Origin of the sequence: Castellaniella denitrificans, assembly GCF_027214045.1 — a bacterium.
In the GTDB taxonomy this organism is placed as follows: Bacteria; Pseudomonadota; Gammaproteobacteria; order Burkholderiales; family Burkholderiaceae_B; genus Castellaniella; species Castellaniella denitrificans_A.
Window position 1 is genome coordinate 206,374 of record NZ_JAPWHE010000002.1, and the last position, 13,904, is coordinate 220,277.

14 protein-coding genes are annotated in these 13,904 nt (G+C 64.9%); all 14 read right to left on the reverse strand.

What is annotated here, in order from left to right; translation table 11 throughout:
* Positions 1-6: 6 nt before the first annotated feature.
* Complete coding sequence (locus tag O4H32_RS05095) at positions 7-1,509, reverse strand: NADH-quinone oxidoreductase subunit M (protein WP_269357559.1); 1,503 nt, start codon at positions 1,507-1,509, stop codon at positions 7-9.
* Positions 1,506-3,584: an NADH-quinone oxidoreductase subunit L gene (nuoL, locus tag O4H32_RS05100; RefSeq protein ID WP_269357302.1), complete on the reverse strand. Its 2,079-nt coding sequence runs from the start codon at positions 3,582-3,584 to the stop codon at positions 1,506-1,508. The genes O4H32_RS05095 and nuoL overlap by 4 nt, the downstream gene beginning before the upstream one ends.
* A gap of 7 nt (positions 3,585-3,591) precedes the next feature.
* Positions 3,592-3,900: an NADH-quinone oxidoreductase subunit NuoK gene (gene nuoK, locus O4H32_RS05105; RefSeq protein ID WP_269357303.1), complete on the reverse strand. Its 309-nt coding sequence runs from the start codon at positions 3,898-3,900 to the stop codon at positions 3,592-3,594.
* The gene (locus tag O4H32_RS05110; RefSeq protein ID WP_269357305.1) at positions 3,897-4,523 is read right to left on the reverse strand and encodes an NADH-quinone oxidoreductase subunit J; all 627 of its coding nucleotides are present in this window, start codon (positions 4,521-4,523) and stop codon (positions 3,897-3,899) included. The genes nuoK and O4H32_RS05110 overlap by 4 nt, the downstream gene beginning before the upstream one ends.
* 16 nt (positions 4,524-4,539) lie before the next feature.
* Positions 4,540-5,028 (reverse strand): NADH-quinone oxidoreductase subunit NuoI, encoded by a 489-nt coding sequence (nuoI, locus tag O4H32_RS05115; protein ID WP_269357307.1) that lies wholly within the window; start codon positions 5,026-5,028, stop codon positions 4,540-4,542.
* 10 nt (positions 5,029-5,038) lie between these two features.
* Entirely contained in the window at positions 5,039-6,112 is a 1,074-nt protein-coding gene (gene nuoH / locus O4H32_RS05120) for an NADH-quinone oxidoreductase subunit NuoH (protein WP_269357309.1), read from the reverse strand.
* Positions 6,112-8,442 (reverse strand): NADH-quinone oxidoreductase subunit NuoG, encoded by a 2,331-nt coding sequence (nuoG, locus tag O4H32_RS05125; RefSeq protein WP_269357311.1) that lies wholly within the window; start codon positions 8,440-8,442, stop codon positions 6,112-6,114. The genes nuoH and nuoG overlap by 1 nt, the downstream gene beginning before the upstream one ends.
* Positions 8,443-8,456: 14 nt before the next feature.
* Entirely contained in the window at positions 8,457-9,746 is a 1,290-nt protein-coding gene (nuoF, locus tag O4H32_RS05130) for an NADH-quinone oxidoreductase subunit NuoF (protein ID WP_407932620.1), read from the reverse strand.
* A gap of 74 nt (positions 9,747-9,820) precedes the next feature.
* Entirely contained in the window at positions 9,821-10,306 is a 486-nt protein-coding gene (gene nuoE / locus O4H32_RS05135) for an NADH-quinone oxidoreductase subunit NuoE (protein WP_269357315.1), read from the reverse strand.
* Positions 10,307-10,334: 28 nt separating this feature from the next.
* Positions 10,335-11,588 (reverse strand): NADH-quinone oxidoreductase subunit D, encoded by a 1,254-nt coding sequence (locus tag O4H32_RS05140; RefSeq protein WP_269357317.1) that lies wholly within the window; start codon positions 11,586-11,588, stop codon positions 10,335-10,337.
* A gap of 1 nt (position 11,589) precedes the next feature.
* Positions 11,590-12,201 carry an NADH-quinone oxidoreductase subunit C gene (locus O4H32_RS05145; RefSeq protein ID WP_269357319.1) on the reverse strand — a complete coding sequence of 204 codons (612 nt, stop codon included), beginning with the start codon at positions 12,199-12,201 and terminating at the stop codon, positions 11,590-11,592.
* A 28-nt stretch (positions 12,202-12,229) separates the two neighbouring features.
* Positions 12,230-12,706: a NuoB/complex I 20 kDa subunit family protein gene (locus tag O4H32_RS05150; protein WP_043680684.1), complete on the reverse strand. Its 477-nt coding sequence runs from the start codon at positions 12,704-12,706 to the stop codon at positions 12,230-12,232.
* Between the two features lie 14 nt (positions 12,707-12,720).
* The gene (locus O4H32_RS05155) at positions 12,721-13,080 is read right to left on the reverse strand and encodes an NADH-quinone oxidoreductase subunit A (protein ID WP_269357322.1); all 360 of its coding nucleotides are present in this window, start codon (positions 13,078-13,080) and stop codon (positions 12,721-12,723) included.
* A 244-nt stretch (positions 13,081-13,324) separates the two neighbouring features.
* A complete protein-coding gene (locus O4H32_RS05160) occupies positions 13,325-13,639 on the reverse strand; it encodes a DUF4148 domain-containing protein (RefSeq protein WP_269357324.1) in 315 nt (104 codons plus the stop codon).
* Between the last annotated feature and the right edge of the window lie 265 nt (positions 13,640-13,904).

The following is a 13,904-nucleotide window of genomic DNA, read 5'->3' on the forward strand; positions in this document are numbered from 1 at the left end:
TCAGGCCTACAGTTTCGAGATGGACACGTGCTGCAACAAGGCTTGCACCGAGGGATGCATCAAGTCCGTGAAGGGCTTCGGATAGATGCCCATGAACAGCGTCAGGATGGCCAGCAGGCCCAGGATCAGGAACTCGCGGCTGCACAGGTCGGACATGCCGTCCACCTGTTCGTTGGCCACCGGGCCGAAGGCCACGCGCTTGACCATCCACAGCGAATAGCCCGCGCCCCAGATCAGCGCCGAGGCGGCCAGCAGGCCGATCCAGAAGTCGTACTGCACCGCGCCCAGAATCACCGTGAATTCGCCGATGAAGCCGCTGGTGCCCGGCAGGCCCGCGTTGGCCATGGAAAACAGCACGAAGAACGTGACGAAGCGCGGCATGCGGTGCACCACCCCGCCGTAGGCGTCGATGCGGCGCGTGTGCAGCCGGTCGTACATGACGCCGATGCACATGAACATGGCGCCCGACACGAAGCCGTGCGAGATCATCTGGACGATGGCGCCTTCCAGGCCGGTGACGTTGAACAGGAAGAAGCCCAGGGTCACGAAGCCCATGTGCGCCACGGACGAATACGCCACGAGCTTCTTCATGTCGTCCTGGACGATGGCGACCAGGCCGATGTAGATCACCGCGATCAGCGACAGCGCGATCATCAGCCCGGCCAGGCTGTGCGACGCGTCCGGCGCGATCGGCAGCGAGAAGCGCAGGAAGCCGTAGGCGCCGAGTTTCAGCATGATGGCCGCCAGCACGATGGAACCGCCCGTGGGGGCCTCGACGTGGGCGTCGGGCAGCCAGGTGTGCACCGGCCACATCGGCACCTTGACCGCGAAGGCCGCCAGCAGCGCCACGAAGATGAAGACCTGTTCGGTGTAACTGAGGGGCAGTTTGTGCCAGGTGGCGATGTCGAAGGAACCGCCCGAGGCGTGCCACAGGTAGATGAACGCGATCAGGGTCAGCAGCGAACCCATCAGCGTGTAGAGGAAGAACTTGAAGGCCGCGTACACGCGGTTCGGACCGCCCCAGGCGCCGATGATGATGTACATCGGGATCAGGGTGGCCTCGAAGAACACGTAGAACAGCATGCCGTCCAGCGCGCAGAACACCCCGATCATCAGGCCCGACAGGATCAGGAACGCGGCCATGTACTGGGCCACGCGCGACTTGATGATTTCCCAGCCGGCCAGCACCACGATGATGGTGATGAAGGCCGTCAGCAGCACGAACCACACCGAGATGCCGTCGATCCCCAGGTGGTAGTTGAGATTGAAGGCCTCGATCCACGGCGTCTTCTCGACGAACTGCATGTCGGCCGTGTCCGGGTTGAAGCCGGTGTACAGGGGAATGGTCACCAGCAGCCCGGCGATGGAGCCGACCAGCGACAGCACCCGCGCCGGTCCCGGATTGTCGTCCCGGCCGATCAGCAGCACCAGCAGCCCGAAGAAGATCGGGACGAAGATCGAGAGGGTCAGCCAGGGGAGTGTAGAGGACGCCATTTCGCTAGCCATCAGTGAACCATCAAGACGAAGAAAGTGAGAAACACCATGATGCCGATGATCATGGCGAAGGCGTAGTGATAGATGTAGCCGGACTGCAGCAGGCGGGCCGTGGCGGCCGCGGCCCCCACCAGGCGCGCGCTGCCGTTGATGATCAGGCCGTCGATGAGGCCGCGGTCGCCGCCCTGCCACAGGCCGCGCCCGAGGGCGCGCGCGAAGCGGGCGATGACGTTTTCATTGAACCAGTCGAAGTAGTACTTGTTGTCCAGCAGGCGGTAGACCGGCGCCAGGCCGCGGGCGAACGCCGCGGGCACCGACGGATTCACCAGCCAGCAGTACCAGGCGACCACGAAACCGGCCAGCAGCAGCAGGAACGGCACCGAGGTGAAACCGTGCAGCGCGAAAGCCACCCAGCCGTGCCACTCGTGGGCCAGCTCGGCCATGGCCGGATGATGGGAAGCGACCGTGATGGCCTTGCCGAAATAGCCGTCGAACAGCAACGGGTCGATGAACCAGACCCCGGCCACCACCGACATCACCGCCAGCAGCACCAGCGGCAGCGTCACCACCCAGGGCGATTCCTTGGGCAGGCCGCCGCCGTGGTGGGCGTCGTGGCCGTGATCGCCGTGCGCGTGGCCGTCGTGGCCATGCGCGTCGTGGCCGTGGGCCGCCAGGGTGCGGCCTTCGTCATGATGGACGTGGGCCGGGCCGTGCACGGTGTCGAAGCGCTCCTTGCCGTGGAAGACCAGGAAGTACAGGCGGAATGAATACAGCGAGGTCACGAACACGCCGCACAGCGTCGCGTAATAGGCGAAGCTCGCACCCCAGACGTTGGCCGCGCCGGCGGCCTCGATGATGTGTTCCTTGGAATAGAAACCCGAGAAGAACGGCGTGCCCACCAGGGCCAGCGTGCCGATCAGCATGGTGATCCAGGTGATCGGCATGTATTTGCGCAGGCCGCCCATGTGACGCATGTCCTGGTCGTGGTGCATGCCCAGGATCACCGAGCCCGCGCCCAGGAACAGCAGCGCCTTGAAGAAGGCGTGCGTCATCAGGTGGAAGATCGCCACCGGGTAGGCCGAGGCGCCCAGCGCCACCGTCATGTAGCCCAGCTGCGACAGCGTGGAATAAGCCACCACGCGCTTGATGTCGTTCTGCACCACCCCGAGGATGCCCAGGAACAGTGCGCCGAAGGCGCCGATCACGATGATGACCGACAGCGCCGTGGGCGACATTTCGAACACGGGCGAAAAGCGGGCGACCATGAAGATCCCGGCCGTCACCATGGTGGCGGCGTGGATCAGGGCGGAAATCGGCGTCGGGCCTTCCATGGAGTCGGGCAGCCAGACGTGCAGCGGCGCCTGGGCGGACTTGCCCATCGCGCCGACGAACAGCGCCAGGCTGGCCACGGTCAGCAGGTGCCATTCGGTGCCCGGGAACAGCAGGCCGGACAGCCGGCCGACCTGGGCGAAGACTTCCGCGTAGTTCAGGGTGCCGGTGTAGGCGTACAGCAGGCCGATGCCCAGCACGAAGCCGAAGTCGCCCACGCGGTTCACCATGAAGGCCTTCAGGTTGGCGAACACCGCCGACGGACGGCCGTAGTAGAAGCCGATCAGCAGGTAGGACACCAGGCCCACGGCTTCCCAGCCGAAGAACAGCTGCAGCATATTGTTCGACATCACCAGCATCAGCATGGAGAAGGTGAACAACGAGATGTACGAGAAGAAGCGCTGGTAGCCCGGATCGTCGGACATGTAGCCGATGGTGTAGATGTGCACCATCAGCGACACCGAGGTCACCACCACCATCATCAACGCCGTCAGCGGATCGATCAGGAAACCGATCTCGAACTTGACCGAGCCGATCATGGACCAGGTGTAGACCGTGCCCTCGAAGGTCTGGCCATCGAGCACCTGCTGCAGCACCAGCAGCGAACCGGCGAAAGAGACCGCCACCCCCAGGATGGTCAGTACGTGCGAGCCCCGGCGGCCCAGCCACGACCCGAGAAAGCCCGTGCCGAAGAGGCCGGCGACCACGGCGGTGGCCAGCGGCGCCAGGGCGATCAGGAGATACAGATTCTGTGCGGACATGGCTGGACTACCCCTTCAGCTGGTCGAGCTTGTCGACGTTGATGGTGCTGAGATTACGGAACAGCAGCACCAGGATGGCCAGGCCGATGGCCGCCTCGGCCGCGGCCACGGTCAGCACGAAAAACACGAAGATCTGCCCGGCCGGATCGCCGGAGCCAATCGAGAAGGCGACGAAATTCATGTTGGCCGCGAGCAGGATCAGTTCGATCGACATCAGCAGCACGATCAGGTTGCGGCGGTTCAGGAAGAAGCCGAACACGCCCATGGCGAACAGGATCGCCCCGACGATCAGGTAGTGGCTCAGGCCTATGGTCATTTTTGGGCTCCTTCGGATTGCGCGTCGGGCGTCTCGACCTGCGCGGGCATGCTCACCAGGCGCACCCGGTCGGCGGCGCGCACGCGCACCTGCTTGCCGGGATCGGTGCGCTTGTAGTCGGAGCGCTTGCGCATGGTCAGGGCGATGGCGCAGATCATCCCCACCAGCAGCACCACCCCGCCGATCTCGACGGCGTAGGCGTACTGGGTGTACATCGCCGTGCCCAGGGCCAGGGTATTGTCGAAATCGTCGGCCGGGACCGGCAGCGCGGGGGCGTCGCCCCAGGAACGCAGCACCACGAAGGCCATCTCCAGCACCATGACCCCGCCGATGGTCAGGCCCAGCGGCAGGTAGACCTTCAGGCCCTGCTTCAGGCCCTCGGTGCGCATGTCGAGCATCATGACGACGAACAGGAACAGCACCATCACGGCGCCGACGTAGACGATCACCAGCACCAGGGACAGGAATTCGGCCTGGATCAGCATCCACATCATGGAGGCGGTGAAGAAGGTCAGGATCAGGTGCAGCACGCCGGTCACGGGGCTGGTGGCCGTGATGACGCGGAACGCCGCCACGACCAGCACGATGGCCAGCAGGTAGAACAGAACGGTATCGAAACTCATGGTCGGGTTCCCGGCATCAACGGTAGGGCGCGTCGGCGGCGCGGCGGGCCGCGATCTCCGACTCGTAGCGGTCGCCCACGGCCAGCAGCATGTCCTTGGTGTAGTACAGGTCGCCGCGCTTTTCACCGTGGTATTCGTGCAGGTGGGTCTCCACGATGGCGTCCGTGGGACAGGCCTCTTCGCAGAAGCCGCAGAAGATGCACTTGGCCAGGTCGATGTCGTAGCGCGTGGTGCGGCGCGTGCCGTCCTCGCGCTGGTGCGATTCGATCGTGATGGCCAGGGCCGGGCAGACGGCTTCGCACAGCTTGCAGGCGATGCAGCGTTCCTCGCCGTTGGCGTAGCGGCGCTGCGCGTGCAGGCCGCGGAACCGCGGCGAAGCCGGCGTCTTTTCCATCGGATAGCGCAGCGTGATCTTGCGCTTGAAGAAGTATTTGCCCGTCAGGCGCATGCCTTCGAGCATTTCCTTCAGCATCAGGCTGCCGAAGAAATCCTTGATCGCTTCCATCTCGTACCCCTTACTGCCAGATGTTCCAGGGCGTCTGCATCCAGATCGCCACCACCACCAGCCAGATCCCCGTCAGGGGAATGAAGACCTTCCAGCCCAAGCGCATGATCTGGTCGTAGCGGTAGCGCGGAAACGTCGCGCGGAACCAGATGAACATGGACACCACCACGAAAGTCTTGATCCCCAGCCACAGCCAGCCCGGCACCCAGGTGAAAGGCGCGAAGTCCAGCGGCGCGGCCCAGCCGCCCAGGAACATGATCGAAGCCATCGCCGACAGCAGGATCATGTTGGCGTATTCGCCCAGGAAGAACAGCGCGAAGCCCATGCCGGAATATTCCACCATGTGGCCGGCCACGATTTCCGATTCACCTTCGACCACGTCGAAGGGGTGGCGATTGGTTTCCGCCACCGAGGACACGACGTAGATCACGAACAGCGGCAGCAGCGGCAGCCAGTTCCAGGACAGGAAGTTCAGGCCCATGCCGGCGAAATGGCCGACGTTCTGGCCCTCGACGATGCCCGACAGGTTCAGCGTGCCCGACACCAGCAGCACCGTCACCATGACGAAGCCGATGCCCAGTTCGTAGGACACCATCTGCGCCGAGGCGCGCAGCGCGCCCAGAAGCGCGTATTTCGAGTTCGACGCCCAGCCGGCCATGATGACGCCGTAGACCTCGACCGAGGTGATGGCCAGGATGAACAGCAGGCCCGCGTTGACGTCGGCCAGGACGACCTCCGGCTGGAACGGGATCACCGCCCAGGCCGCCAGCGCCGGCATCAGCGTGACCACCGGGGCCAGCACGTACAGCACGCGGTTGGCCTTGGACGGAACGATCAGTTCCTTGGTCAGCAGCTTGAACACGTCGGCGAAGGGCTGCAGCAGGCCGCGGTAGCCCACCCGGGTGGGGCCCAGGCGCACGTGCATGGCGCCGATCATCTTGCGTTCCCAGTACGTCAGGTACGCCACGCACAGGATGATGGGCACGGCGATGACGACGATCTTCAGCAGCGTCCAGACCACCAGCCAGGGGGTCTCGCCGATGAGGCCCGTGCCGAAGGCGTTGAGGGTGTTCAACCAGTCCATTAGCGACGCTCCACCTGGATTGCGCCCGAGCCCATGCCCAAGGCGGCGGTCTGTTCAAAGGCCCCGGCGATGCGCACGGTCCCGTCGGCCACCGTATCGTCCAGGGCGGCCTCCAGTTCGACCGAGCCGTGGGCCGTGGACACACGCACCGGGTCGCCGGCCGACAGGCCCTGCGCCTGCAGCGTGGCGGCGTTCATCGCCGCGCGCGGCGGCGCGGAATTGATGTGCTCCTGCAGCGGCTGCGAACGTCGCACCAGGGCGTCAGTGCGGTAGATGGGCAGCTCGGCCACACGCTCCAGACCGGCGGCCGCAGCCGTCGCGGCCGGCGCCAGGCGGATTTCGTTGGACAGGCGGCCGTCCAGCCCCCCCGCCATGACCGTGTCGCGCACCGATTCGGACGTCTCGTCGTCGAAACCCTGCAGGTCCATCAGGTTGCCCAACACGCGCAAGACCTTCCAGGCCGGACGGGTGTCGCCCACCGGAGCGGCCACGCCCTTGAAACTCTGCACACGGCCCTCGGCATTGACGAAGGTGCCGGACGTTTCGGTGAACGGCGCGATCGGCAGCATCACGTCGGCCCAGTCCTCGGCCGCCGAGCGGAAGGCCGTGAAGGCCACCGCCATGGCCGAACCCTGCAGCGCGCGCACAGCGCGTTCGCCCAGCTCGCTGTCCAGGCGCGGTTCGGCGTGCAGCACCAGATAGGCCTTGAGCGGTTCGCCGCCCAGCATGCGCCGGGCATCCAGGCCGCCTTCGGCGGGCACGGCGCCCGCCAGGTAGCCGCCCACGGTATTGCCGCCGGGCGTCAGGAAACCGAAGCGTCCGCCCGCCAGTCGGGCGATGGCCTGGGCGTTGGCCGCCAGTTGCGCGGCCTGGTCGTCGGCCAGGGCCAGATTGCCCATCAGCACCGCCACCTGTTCGCCGGAAGCGAGGCTGGCGGCGATGGCGCGCGCGGATTCGCCCGGCTGGACGCCGGACAGACCCTCGGGCGCAGGCTGGGATTTCAGTGCGGCCAGGGCGACGGCGATCTCGGCCAGGGCCGACACCAGGGCCGAGGGCTTGACCGTCAGACGGCCGGCGACCGGCACCAGGGGATCGGCGGCGACGCTGTCCACCAGGGAAAGCTGCATGCCGCGCTTGGCCGCCTGGCGCAGACGTTGCGCCATCAGAGGATGGTCCTTGCGCAGGAAGGATCCCACCACCAGCGCGCGATCCAGCGTGTTCAGATCGGCGATCGGCATGCCCAGCCAGGGCGCGCCGGAGCGCACCGCGTCGAAGGCCGCACCGTCCCCGCGCAGGCGGAAGTCCACGTTGTCCGAACCCAGGGCGCGCGTCAGGCGCGCCAGCAAGGCGAGTTCTTCCAGCGTGGCGGTCTCGGTGGCGAGCGCGCCGATCTGGGCGCCGCCGCCATCCTCGCGCACCTGCTTCAGGCCGGTGACCACGGACTGCAAGGCGTCGGACCAGGAAGCCTCGTGCCATTGGCCGTCGCAGCCGCGCACCATCGGGTGCTGCAGGCGGTCATCGGAATACAGCCCGGCGTAGGAAAAGCGGTCGCGGTCGCTGATCCAGCATTCGTTGACCGGTTCGTTTTCGAACGGCACCACGCGCAGCACGCGGTCCAGCTTGGTCTGCACCACCAGGTTGGCGCCCACGCTGTCGTGCGGACTGACCGAACGGCGGCGGGCCAGTTCCCAGGTGCGGGCATTCATGCTGAAGGGCTTGGACAACAGTGCGCCGACCGGGCAGACGTCGATCATGTTGCCCGAGAGTTCGGATTCCACGGCCTCGCCCACGAACGTGGTGATTTCGGAGAATTCGCCCCGGTTCAGCATGCCGATTTCCATGTAGCCGCTGATTTCCTGGCCCACGCGCACGCAGCGGGTGCAGTGGATGCAGCGCTGCATCTGTTCGGCGGAGATCAGCGGGCCCATGGGCTTGTGGAAGACCACGCGCTTGGGTTCCTTGTACCGCGAGGCCGATTCGCCGTAGCCCACGGCCAGGTCCTGCAGCTGGCATTCGCCACCCTGGTCGCAGACCGGGCAGTCGAGCGGGTGGTTGATCAGCAGGAATTCCATGACCGCGCGCTGGGCGTCGACGGCCTTGGGCGAGCGGGTGTGCACCACCATGCCGTTGGTGACCGGCGTGGCACAGGCCGGCAGGGCCTTGGGGGCCTTTTCGACTTCGACCAGGCACATGCGGCAGTTGGCCGCGATGCTGAGCTTTTTGTGATAGCAGAAATGGGGGATGTACAGGCCCGCCGCGTGGGCGGCCTGGATGACCATGCTGCCTTCTGCGGCTTCGACCTTAAGCCCGTCGATGGTGAGTTCTACCATGGCGTGTCCTGACCCTACAGATACTTGGCAACCACGCAGTCCTTATGGTCCACGTGGTGCACGAATTCGTCGCGGAAATGCTTGATGAAGCTGCGCACGGGCATGGCGGCCGCGTCGGCCAGGGCGCAGATCGTGCGTCCCATCATGTTGTGCGCCACGGAATCCAGGGTCTCGATGTCCTCCATCGTGCCCTGGCCGTGTTCCATGCGGTTCATCATGCGGTACAGCCAGCCGGTGCCCTCGCGGCAGGGCGTGCACTGGCCGCAGGATTCCTCGAAGTAGAAATACGACAGGCGCATGAGCGATTTCACCATGCAGCGGGTCTCGTCCATGACGATGACCGCGCCCGAACCCAGCATGGAGCCGGCCTTGGCGATGGAGTCATAGTCCATGTTGGTCTGCATCATGATGTCGGCCGGCAGCACGGGGGCGGAAGAACCCCCGGGGATCACGGCCTTGAGCTTGCGGCCGCCCTTGACCCCGCCCGCCAGCTCCAGCAGCGTGGCGAACGGCGTGCCCAACGGGATTTCATAGTTGCCGGGTCGCTCGACGTCGCCGGAGATCGAGAAGATCTTGGTGCCACCCGCCTTTTCGATGCCCAGTTCGGCGTAGGCCTGGGCGCCCATGCGGATCACCCAGGGCACGGCCGCGAAGGTTTCCGTGTTGTTGATCGTGGTGGGCTTGCCGTACAGGCCGAAGCTGGCCGGGAACGGAGGCTTGAAGCGCGGCTGGCCTTTCTTGCCTTCCAGGGATTCCAGCAGCGCGGTTTCTTCGCCGCAGATGTAGGCGCCGAAACCGTGGTGCGAGTGCAACTGGAAGTTGAAGCCCGAGCCCAGGATGTTGTCCCCCAGGAAGCCGGCTTCGCGGGCTTCTTCCAGGGCCTGTTCAAAGCGCTGGTGGATCTGGAAGATTTCGCCGTGGATGTAGTTGTACCCCACCGAGGCGCCCATCGCGAAGCCGCCGATGATCATGCCTTCGATCACGGCGTGCGGGTTGTAGCGCAGGATGTCGCGGTCCTTGAAGGTGCCGGGTTCGCCCTCGTCCGAATTGCAGACGACGTATTTCTGGCCGGGGATGTTGCGCGGCATGAAGGACCACTTCAGGCCCGTCGGGAAGCCCGCGCCGCCGCGGCCGCGCAGGTTCGACGCCTTCAGTTCGGCGATCACGTCGTCGGCCGTCATGCCCGACAGGACTTTTTTCAGGGCCTCGTAGCCGCCGCGCGCCATGTAGTCGCGGATGCCCCAGTTGTGCCCGTCCAGATCGGCCAGGATCTGCGGCTGGATGTGGCGACCATGGAAGATCATGCTGCGGGCGGGATCGCCGCCCAGATCGGGCGCGAACGCGTCCGTGGAGAATTTCTGCAGTACGTCCAGAGCGCTCATGCGGATTCCTTCAGTTCACCGATCAGGGCGTCGATTTTTTCCGGTTGCATGCGGCAGCACATGTGCTTGCCGTTGGCCAGCATCACGGGCGCATCGCCGCAAGCGCCCATGCATTCGCCTTCGATCAGGGTGAACAGGCCGTCCGGCGTGGTCTCGTGGAAGTCGATGCCCAGGGTGCGCTTGAGATGCTCGGCCGCCTGCGTGCCGCCCTGGAGCGCACAGGGCAGATTGGTGCAGATGGTCAGCGTGTAGCGGCCCACCGGCTTGGTGTTGTACATGTTGTAGAAAGTCGCGACTTCCTGGACCGCGACCGGCGGCATGCCCAGGTAGGCGGCCACGTCGCGGATCACGTCCGGCGACACCCAGCCCTGTTCGCCCTGGGCGATCGTCAGCGCCGCCATCACGGCGGACTGCTTCTGGTCCGCCGGGTACTTGGCGATTTCCCGGTCGATATCCCGGTAGGCTTGTTCGGAAAGCAGCATAATCAGATTCCCTGTGATGTCCGCGCGGCTAGCGATCGATCTCGCCGAACACGATGTCCTGGGTCCCGATGATGGTGACCACGTCGGCGATCATGTGGCCCTTGGACATTTCTTCCAGTGAGTGCAGGTGGGCAAAGCCCGGCGCGCGGATCTTCAGGCGGTAGGGTTTGTTGGCCCCGTCGGACACCAGATAGATGCCGAACTCGCCCTTGGGGTGCTCGACCGCGGCGTAGGCTTCGCCTTCCGGAACGTGCATGCCCTCGGTGAAGAGCTTGAAGTGGTGGATCAGGTCTTCCATGCCGGTCTTCATGCGTTCGCGCGTGGGCGGGGCGACCTTGTGGTTGCCGGTGATGACCGGGCCGGGATTGTTGCGCAGCCATTCCACGCACTGCCGGATGATGCGGTTGGATTCGCGCATTTCCGCGATGCGGCACAGATAGCGGTCGTAGCAGTCGCCGTTCTTGCCCACGGGAATGTCGAAATCCAGGCGGTCGTAGACTTCGTAGGGCTGGTGCTTGCGCAGGTCCCATTCGATGCCGGAACCACGCAGCATGGGTCCGGTGAAACCCAGCGCCAGCGCGCGTTCGGGCGACACCACGCCGACGTCCACCAGGCGCTGTTTCCAGATGCGGTTGTCGGTCAGCAGGACCTCGTATTCGTCCACACAGGCCGGGAAGCGGTTGGTGAAGTCCTCGATGAAATCCAGCAGGGAGCCGGAACGCGATTCGTTCATCGCGCGCAGTTCCTTGTCGGAACGGTATTTGGAGCCCTTGTACTGCGGCATGGTGTCGGGCAGGTCGCGGTACACCCCGCCCGGACGGTAGTAGGCCGCGTGCATGCGCGCGCCCGAGACCGCCTCGTAGCAGTCCATCAGGTCCTCGCGTTCGCGGAAGGCGTACAGGAACACCGCCATGGCGCCCACGTCCAGCGCGTGCGAACCGAGCGACATCAGGTGGTTCAGGATGCGCGTGATCTCGTCGAACATGACGCGGATGTACTGCGCGCGCAACGGGATTTCGATACCCAGCAGCTTTTCCACGGCCATGCAGTAGGCATGCTCGTTGCACATCATGGACACATAGTCCAGACGGTCCATGTAGGGCAGCGTCTGCAGGAAGGTACGGGTTTCGGCCAGTTTTTCAGTGGCGCGGTGCAGCAGGCCGATGTGCGGGTCGGCGCGCTGGACGACTTCGCCGTCCAGTTCGAGCACCAGGCGCAACACCCCGTGCGCGGCCGGGTGCTGCGGGCCGAAGTTCAGGTTGTAGTTCTGGATTTCTGCCATGTCAGTACCGTTCAATGCCGTAGTGGTCTTCGCGCACGACGCGCGGCGTGATCTCGCGCGGTTCGATCGTGACGGGCTGGTAGACGACGCGCTTCTGTTCGGGGTCGTAGCGCATTTCCACGTGCCCGGAAATCGGGAAATCCTTGCGGAACGGGTGGCCGATGAAGCCGTAGTCCGTCAGGATGCGGCGCAGGTCGGGGTGGCCTTCGAAGACGACGCCGTACAGATCGAAGGCTTCGCGTTCGTACCAGTTGACCGAGGGCCAGATGTCCACCAGCGAGGCGATCACCGGGAAGGCGTCGTCCGGCGCGTAGGCCCGCACCCGCAGGCGCCAGTTGTGCGTCACCGACAGCAGGTGGATTACCACGGCGAATCGCTGGGGATGCGCGCCGCCGGCGTCGAAAGTGGGCGCCTTCCAGGCGGAATAATCGACCCCGCAGAGGTCGACGCAGGTCTCGAAGCGCAGGCTGGCGTGGTCGCGCAGCACGCGACAGGTATCCACCCAGGCGTCGGCGGGCACCCGCAGCGTGAGTTCGCCCCGGTCCTCGGTCAATTCGGCCGAGGCCCCCAGGACCGCGCGCAGATTGGTGTCTAAAGTCTGTAGCCGTGTCATAGCGTGTGTGTCAGCGGTTGGACGGCGCCTAGCGGGCGATGGTGTTGGTCAGGCGGATCTTGTTCTGCATCTGGAGCAGGCCGTAGACCAGGGCTTCCGCCGTGGGCGGACAGCCCGGCACGTAGACGTCCACCGGCACGATGCGGTCGCAGCCGCGCACCACGGAATAGGAATAGTGGTAATAGCCGCCGCCGTTGGCACAGGAGCCCATGGACACCACCCAGCGGGGTTCGGGCATCTGATCGTAGACCTTGCGCAGGGCCGGGGCCATCTTGTTGCACAGCGTGCCGGCCACGATCATCAGGTCGGACTGGCGCGGGCTGGGACGGAAGATGATGCCGAACTGGTCCAGGTCGTAGCGCGCCGCGCCGGCGTGCATCATCTCGACCGCGCAACAGGCCAGGCCGAACGTCATGGGCCACAGCGAGCCCGTCTTTGCCCAGTTCAGGAACTTGTCCGCGCTGGTGGTGATGAAGCCTTTGTCCATGACACCTTCGATAGCCATGATGAACCCCCCCTTTATTCCCAGTCCAGCGCGCCGCGCCGCCATTCGTAGATGAAGCCGACCGTCAGCACGCCCAGGAAGATGGCGACCGCCCAGAAGCCCGTCATGCCCACCACGCCATTGGCCATGGCCCAGGGGAACAGGAAGGCGATTTCCAGGTCGAACATGATGAACAGGATGGCCACGAGGTAATAGCGCACGTCGAACTTCATGCGCGAGTCGCCGAAGGTCTCGAAGCCGCATTCGTAGGCCGACAGCTTTTCGGCGTCCGGCACGTTCCTGCCCAGCAGACGGCCCGCGCCCAGCAGGGCCGCACCGATCAGCGTGGCGACGATGATGAAAAGCAGCACGGGAAAGTACTGTGCCAGATTCATGTGTGGCCCCTGTTCCAAAAGATCAAACCACGGGATTGTAGCATTTCGACAAGCCCGATCGCCGGGAAAACCCGGGGTGGAAACATATTCGAGATCAAGAATTCAGAAGATCACAGAAGACCTTTCAGACACCTGAAACCACGAGGGAGCCGAAGCGTCCCGCACCCGCCGCGCGCCAAACAAAAGCGCCTGCCGCGCGAGATGCGCGGCAGGCGCTTTCCACCGGACTGGATCAGAGCGGCGGCTACAGGACGCCGGGGTATTGGGCACCATCCCCGACGGTCAGCAGGCCAGCGCTCCTGGCTTGCTTGAGTTCGTTCAGGACCTGCGCGCGGGACAAGGCCCGGCCTTCGGCCTGCGATGCGGGATAGTCGCTTTGTTCGCCCGCGACGACCAGGCCCTGGGATTGGGCCACACGCAGCGCCTGGACGACCTCCGCGCGGGATTGCGTGCTGGGCGTGACGATTTCAGGATAGTTGGCCTGGTCGGCCCGGGCGATGCCGGCGGAGGCGAGCCCCAGGAACAACAAGGCGATGGAGGCGGCGGTCGTGACTTTCATGATGGTTTCCTTCAGTTCAGGTATGTGACGAAGCAGGATGTCACCGGCTTTCGGCCGGGAGGGCCATGCCCTGCTCTGTTGGAAACAGTGTGCGCTTTTGCTTTGCTGAGATAAACCAGGCCACAGTGAATTCATTTTTCCATTTTTGGAGATAATCAGCTGTCACAACCGGCACGCGACCGACTGGCCTGGATAAAAAAAGCCACCCCGAGGGGTGGCTTTTTTATCGGAGGCCGAAGCCCCCGCCGTTCGTGACGGCCCGGCA

What these genes read in the sequence shown, in the direction of transcription:
- nuoL (WP_269357302.1), bottom strand. Translation starts at nt 3,584, where the DNA reads ATGTCCGCACAGAATCTGTATCTCCTGATCGCCCTGGCGCCGCTGGCC.
- nuoK (WP_269357303.1), bottom strand. Translation starts at nt 3,900, where the DNA reads ATGACCATAGGCCTGAGCCACTACCTGATCGTCGGGGCGATCCTGTTC.
- O4H32_RS05110 (WP_269357305.1), bottom strand. Translation starts at nt 4,523, where the DNA reads ATGAGTTTCGATACCGTTCTGTTCTACCTGCTGGCCATCGTGCTGGTC.
- nuoI (WP_269357307.1), bottom strand. Translation starts at nt 5,028, where the DNA reads ATGGAAGCGATCAAGGATTTCTTCGGCAGCCTGATGCTGAAGGAAATG.
- nuoH (WP_269357309.1), bottom strand. Translation starts at nt 6,112, where the DNA reads ATGGACTGGTTGAACACCCTCAACGCCTTCGGCACGGGCCTCATCGGC.
- nuoG (WP_269357311.1), bottom strand. Translation starts at nt 8,442, where the DNA reads ATGGTAGAACTCACCATCGACGGGCTTAAGGTCGAAGCCGCAGAAGGC.
- nuoF (WP_407932620.1), bottom strand. Translation starts at nt 9,746, where the DNA reads ATGATCTTCCATGGTCGCCACATCCAGCCGCAGATCCTGGCCGATCTG.
- nuoE (WP_269357315.1), bottom strand. Translation starts at nt 10,306, where the DNA reads ATGCTGCTTTCCGAACAAGCCTACCGGGATATCGACCGGGAAATCGCC.
- O4H32_RS05140 (WP_269357317.1), bottom strand. Translation starts at nt 11,588, where the DNA reads ATGGCAGAAATCCAGAACTACAACCTGAACTTCGGCCCGCAGCACCCG.
- O4H32_RS05145 (WP_269357319.1), bottom strand. Translation starts at nt 12,201, where the DNA reads ATGACACGGCTACAGACTTTAGACACCAATCTGCGCGCGGTCCTGGGG.
- O4H32_RS05150 (WP_043680684.1), bottom strand. Translation starts at nt 12,706, where the DNA reads ATGGCTATCGAAGGTGTCATGGACAAAGGCTTCATCACCACCAGCGCG.
- O4H32_RS05155 (WP_269357322.1), bottom strand. Translation starts at nt 13,080, where the DNA reads ATGAATCTGGCACAGTACTTTCCCGTGCTGCTTTTCATCATCGTCGCC.
- O4H32_RS05160 (WP_269357324.1), bottom strand. Translation starts at nt 13,639, where the DNA reads ATGAAAGTCACGACCGCCGCCTCCATCGCCTTGTTGTTCCTGGGGCTC.